Genomic DNA, 5,459 nt, shown 5'->3' with positions numbered 1-5,459 from the left:
AAACAAACAAGCAAGTCAGTAATGATTTGTTCTGTCGGTTTCAAACTTGCTGGTTCGTGTTCGATTCCCGTTCACGTCCGGCTTTAGATGTGCCGATCGCTTTCGGGTGGTCGTGCGTTTAAGCATTTATGGAGAGTTTGATCCTGGCTCAGGACGAACGCTGGCGGCGTGCTTAACACATGCAAGTCGAACGGTGATGTCAGAGCTTGCTCTGGCGGATCAGTGGCGAACGGGTGAGTAACACGTGAGTAACCTGCCCCCGACTCTGGGATAACTGCTAGAAATGGTAGCTAATACCGGATATGACGACTGGCCGCATGGTCTGGTCGTGGAAAGAATTTCGGTTGGGGATGGACTCGCGGCCTATCAGGTTGTTGGTGAGGTAATGGCTCACCAAGCCTACGACGGGTAGCCGGCCTGAGAGGGTGACCGGCCACACTGGGACTGAGACACGGCCCAGACTCCTACGGGAGGCAGCAGTGGGGAATATTGCACAATGGGCGCAAGCCTGATGCAGCAACGCCGCGTGAGGGATGACGGCCTTCGGGTTGTAAACCTCTTTTAGTAGGGAAGAAGCGAAAGTGACGGTACCTGCAGAAAAAGCACCGGCTAACTACGTGCCAGCAGCCGCGGTAATACGTAGGGTGCAAGCGTTGTCCGGAATTATTGGGCGTAAAGAGCTCGTAGGCGGTTTGTCGCGTCTGCTGTGAAATCCCGAGGCTCAACCTCGGGTCTGCAGTGGGTACGGGCAGACTAGAGTGCGGTAGGGGAGATTGGAATTCCTGGTGTAGCGGTGGAATGCGCAGATATCAGGAGGAACACCGATGGCGAAGGCAGATCTCTGGGCCGTAACTGACGCTGAGGAGCGAAAGCATGGGGAGCGAACAGGATTAGATACCCTGGTAGTCCATGCCGTAAACGTTGGGAACTAGATGTGGGGACCATTCCACGGTCTCCGTGTCGCAGCTAACGCATTAAGTTCCCCGCCTGGGGAGTACGGCCGCAAGGCTAAAACTCAAAGGAATTGACGGGGGCCCGCACAAGCGGCGGAGCATGCGGATTAATTCGATGCAACGCGAAGAACCTTACCAAGGCTTGACATATACCGGAAACGTGCAGAGATGTGCGCCCCGCAAGGTCGGTATACAGGTGGTGCATGGTTGTCGTCAGCTCGTGTCGTGAGATGTTGGGTTAAGTCCCGCAACGAGCGCAACCCTCGTTCTATGTTGCCAGCACGTAATGGTGGGAACTCATAGGAGACTGCCGGGGTCAACTCGGAGGAAGGTGGGGATGACGTCAAATCATCATGCCCCTTATGTCTTGGGCTTCACGCATGCTACAATGGCCGGTACAAAGGGCTGCGATACCGTAAGGTGGAGCGAATCCCAAAAAGCCGGTCTCAGTTCGGATTGAGGTCTGCAACTCGACCTCATGAAGTCGGAGTCGCTAGTAATCGCAGATCAGCAACGCTGCGGTGAATACGTTCCCGGGCCTTGTACACACCGCCCGTCAAGTCATGAAAGTCGGTAACACCCGAAGCCAGTGGCCTAACCGCAAGGGAGGAGCTGTCGAAGGTGGGATCGGTGATTAGGACTAAGTCGTAACAAGGTAGCCGTACCGGAAGGTGCGGCTGGATCACCTCCTTTCTAAGGAGCATGTGCGCCTCTCCTCTGTATACAGGGAGATTCAAGGTGCCAAGTCACGCATGGGGCGTATGTCTCCATGGTGGCGCTCATGGGTGGAACATTGACATTGATGCCGGCTGATGTGTCGGGCTGCTAGTACGCCTCCTTGTGGGGTGGGAACGTGGTTCGGTGTGTCGAGGGCATGTTGCACGCTGTTGGGTCCTGAGGGACCGGGCCGCACCGTTTGGTGTGTCTGGTTTCTTGTCGGACCCTTTCCGTCGTCCTGTTGTGGATGGTGGTGGGGTACCGCCCGTATATTGAGAACTACACAGTGGACGCGAGCATCTTAGATTCACCGGTTTACCGGTGGATCACAAAGATCTATTTATAGATCATTGGTCAATTCTGTCTCCTCTAGGGGAGGCGAAACGATTCAATCTCATGTGATTTCAAGATTCTAAGAGCAAACGGTGGATGCCTTGGCATCTGGAGCCGAAGAAGGACGTATAAATCTGCGATAAGCCTCGGGGAGCTGATAATAGAGCTGTGATCCGAGGATCTCCGAATGGGGAAACCCCGCCAGGCCCTTTGGGTGACCTGGTGACTCCCGCCTGAATATATAGGGCGGGTAGAGGGAACGTGGGGAAGTGAAACATCTCAGTACCCACAGGAAGAGAAAGCAAAAGCGATTCCGTTAGTAGTGGCGAGCGAAACCGGAAGAGGCCAAACCGATCATGTGTGATATCCGGTAGGAGTTGCATGGTCGGGGTTGCGGGACTTTCCGTACAGTTCTACCGAGCTGTGAGGGCAATGAGCGCGATATAGACGAATGGTCTTGAAAGGCCAGTCATAGAGGGTGCGAACCCCGTAGTCGAAATGTCGTCGCCTGTCCGGAGAGTATCCCAAGTAGCACGGGGCCCGAGAAATCCCGTGTGAATCTGTCAGGACCACCTGATAAGCCTAAATACTCCCAGATGACCGATAGCGGACAAGTACCGTGAGGGAAAGGTGAAAAGTACCCCGGGAGGGGAGTGAAATAGTACCTGAAACCGTTTGCTTACAAACCGTTGGAGCACCCTTGTTGGTGTGACAGCGTGCCTTTTGAAGAATGAGCCTGCGAGTTAGTGATATGTGGCGAGGTTAACCCGTGAGGGGCAGCCGTAGCGAAAGCGAGTCTTAATAGGGCGTATGAGTCGCATGTTCTAGACCCGAAGCGAAGTGATCTATCCATGGCCAGGTTGAAGCGACGGTAAGACGTCGTGGAGGACCGAACCCACTTCAGTTGAAAATGGAGGGGATGAGCTGTGGATAGGGGTGAAAGGCCAATCAAACTTCGTGATAGCTGGTTCTCTCCGAAATGCATTTAGGTGCAGCGTTGCGTGTTTCTTGCCGGAGGTAGAGCTACTGGATGGACGATGGGCCCCAAAAGGTTACTGACTTCAGCCAAACTCCGAATGCCGGTAAGTGAGAGCGCAGCAGTGAGACGGTGGGGGATAAGCTTCATCGTCGAGAGGGAAACAACCCAGACCACCATCTAAGGTCCCTAAGCGCGTGCTAAGTGGGAAAGGATGTGGAGTTGCATAGACAACCAGGAGGTTGGCTTAGAAGCAGCCACCCTTGAAAGAGTGCGTAATAGCTCACTGGTCAAGTGATTCCGCGCCGACAATGTAACGGGGCTCAAGCACGCCACCGAAGTTGTGGCATTTATATTATAGGCAGGCCTTCGTGGTCCAGCCGTATGGATGGGTAGGAGAGCGTCGTGTGGCCAGCGAAGCGGCGGTGTGAACCAGCCGTGGAGGCCACACGAGTGAGAATGCAGGCATGAGTAGCGAAAGACGGGTGAGAAACCCGTCCTCCGAAAGACCAAGGGTTCCAGGGCCAGGCTAATCCGCCCTGGGTAAGTCGGGACCTAAGGCGAGGCCGACAGGCGTAGTCGATGGACAACGGGTTGATATTCCCGTACCGATGAAGAACCGCCCAAGACAATCCAGTAATGCTAAGTGTCTGAATCCTTGATTCGATCCCTTCGGGGTGACGGTCTTGGCCTAGCACACGACCCTACGCTGGGGCGTTTAGCGTATTAACAGGTGTGACGCAGGAAGGTAGCTGAGCCGGGCGATGGTTGTCCCGGTCTAAGGATGTAGGGCAGAAGATAGGCAAATCCGTCTTCTATGTAGCCTGAGACCCGATGGGTAGTCCTCACGGACGAAATCAGTGATCCTATGCTGCCGAGAAAAGCATCGACGCGAGGTTCCAATCGCCCGTACCCCAAACCGACTCAGGTGGTCAGGTAGAGAATACTAAGGAGATCGAGAGAATCGTGGTTAAGGAACTCGGCAAAATGCCCCCGTAACTTCGGGAGAAGGGGGGCCTGAGGCGTGTAGGGATTTACTCCTGAAGCGTTCGAAGGCCGCAGAGACCAGTGGGAAGCGACTGTTTACTAAAAACACAGGTCCGTGCTAAGTCGCAAGACGATGTATACGGACTGACGCCTGCCCGGTGCTGGAAGGTTAAGAGGAACGGTTAGCACGCAAGTGCGAAGCTGAGAATTTAAGCCCCAGTAAACGGCGGTGGTAACTATAACCATCCTAAGGTAGCGAAATTCCTTGTCGGGTAAGTTCCGACCTGCACGAATGGCGTAACGACTTCCCAGCTGTCTCAACCGCGAACTCGGCGAAATTGCACTACGAGTAAAGATGCTCGTTACGCGCAGCAGGACGGAAAGACCCCGTGACCTTTACTACAGCTTGGTATTGGTGTTCGGTGTGGCTTGTGTAGGATAGGTGGGAGACTGTGAAGCTCGAACGCTAGTTCGGGTGGAGTCATTGTTGAAATACCACTCTGGTCACTCTGGATATCTAACTTCGAACCGTAATCCGGTTCAGGGACAGTGCCTGGTGGGTAGTTTAACTGGGGCGGTTGCCTCCTAAAAAGTAACGGAGGCGCCCAAAGGTTCCCTCAACCTGGTTGGTAATCAGGTGTCGAGTGTAAGTGCACAAGGGAGCTTGACTGTGAGACTGACAAGTCGAGCAGGGACGAAAGTCGGGACTAGTGATCCGGCAGTGGCTTGTGGAAGCGCTGTCGCTCAACGGATAAAAGGTACCTCGGGGATAACAGGCTGATCTTGCCCAAGAGTCCATATCGACGGCATGGTTTGGCACCTCGATGTCGGCTCGTCGCATCCTGGGGCTGGAGTAGGTCCCAAGGGTTGGGCTGTTCGCCCATTAAAGCGGTACGCGAGCTGGGTTTAGAACGTCGTGAGACAGTTCGGTCCCTATCCGCTGCGCGCGTAGGAAATTTGAGAAGATCTATCCCTAGTACGAGAGGACCGGGATGGACGAACCTCTGGTGTGTCAGTTGTTCCGCCAGGAGCACCGCTGATTAGCTACGTTCGGAACGGATAACCGCTGAAAGCATCTAAGCGGGAAGCCGGCTTCGAGATGAGATTTCCATCCCTTTCAGGGTGAAGGCTCCCGGCTAGACTACCGGGTTGATAGGCAGGATGTGGAAGCGAGGACTAAAGACTCGTGGAGCTGACCTGTACTAATAAGCCGATATCTTGAAAACACTTTGCTTGCGTCCACTATGTGGTTCCCGATATACGGTCGGGTACTAATTGAACAACCAGCTTGACTGGTCGATTCATCCCAGTTTTCATGCCCTTGCGGGGGTGTGTGTGAGGTGTTTCGGCGGCCATAGCGAGAGGGAAACGCCCGGTCACATTCCGAACCCGGAAGCTAAGACTCTCAGCGCCGATGGTACTGCAGGGGGGACCCTGTGGGAGAGTAGGACACCGCCGGACTTGATTTGGTAGTAACGGGAAGGCCCGTCGCA

General features: G+C 54.5%; 3 rRNA genes. All 3 read left to right on the top strand.

Going from position 1 to position 5,459, the window contains the following annotated elements:
* Positions 1-125 precede the first annotated feature (125 nt).
* The 3 genes from DZG00_RS11780 (at position 126) to rrf (ending at position 5,427) form a co-directional block, all read left to right on the top strand.
* Positions 126-1,646, top strand: a 16S ribosomal RNA gene (locus tag DZG00_RS11780).
* A 426-nt stretch (positions 1,647-2,072) separates the two neighbouring features.
* Positions 2,073-5,192, top strand: a 23S ribosomal RNA gene (locus DZG00_RS11775).
* Between the two features lie 118 nt (positions 5,193-5,310).
* Positions 5,311-5,427: ribosomal RNA gene (gene rrf / locus DZG00_RS11770) — 5S ribosomal RNA — on the top strand.
* Together the 16S, 23S and 5S rRNA genes form the textbook arrangement of a ribosomal RNA operon.
* The last annotated feature ends 32 nt before the right edge of the window (positions 5,428-5,459 follow it).

The sequence above is a fragment of the Clavibacter lycopersici genome (assembly GCF_003576405.1).
GTDB lineage: Bacteria > Actinomycetota > Actinomycetes > Actinomycetales > Microbacteriaceae > Clavibacter > Clavibacter lycopersici.
The sequence above is the reverse complement of the archived record's forward strand: the minus strand, read 5'-3'. Positions and strand labels throughout refer to the sequence as shown.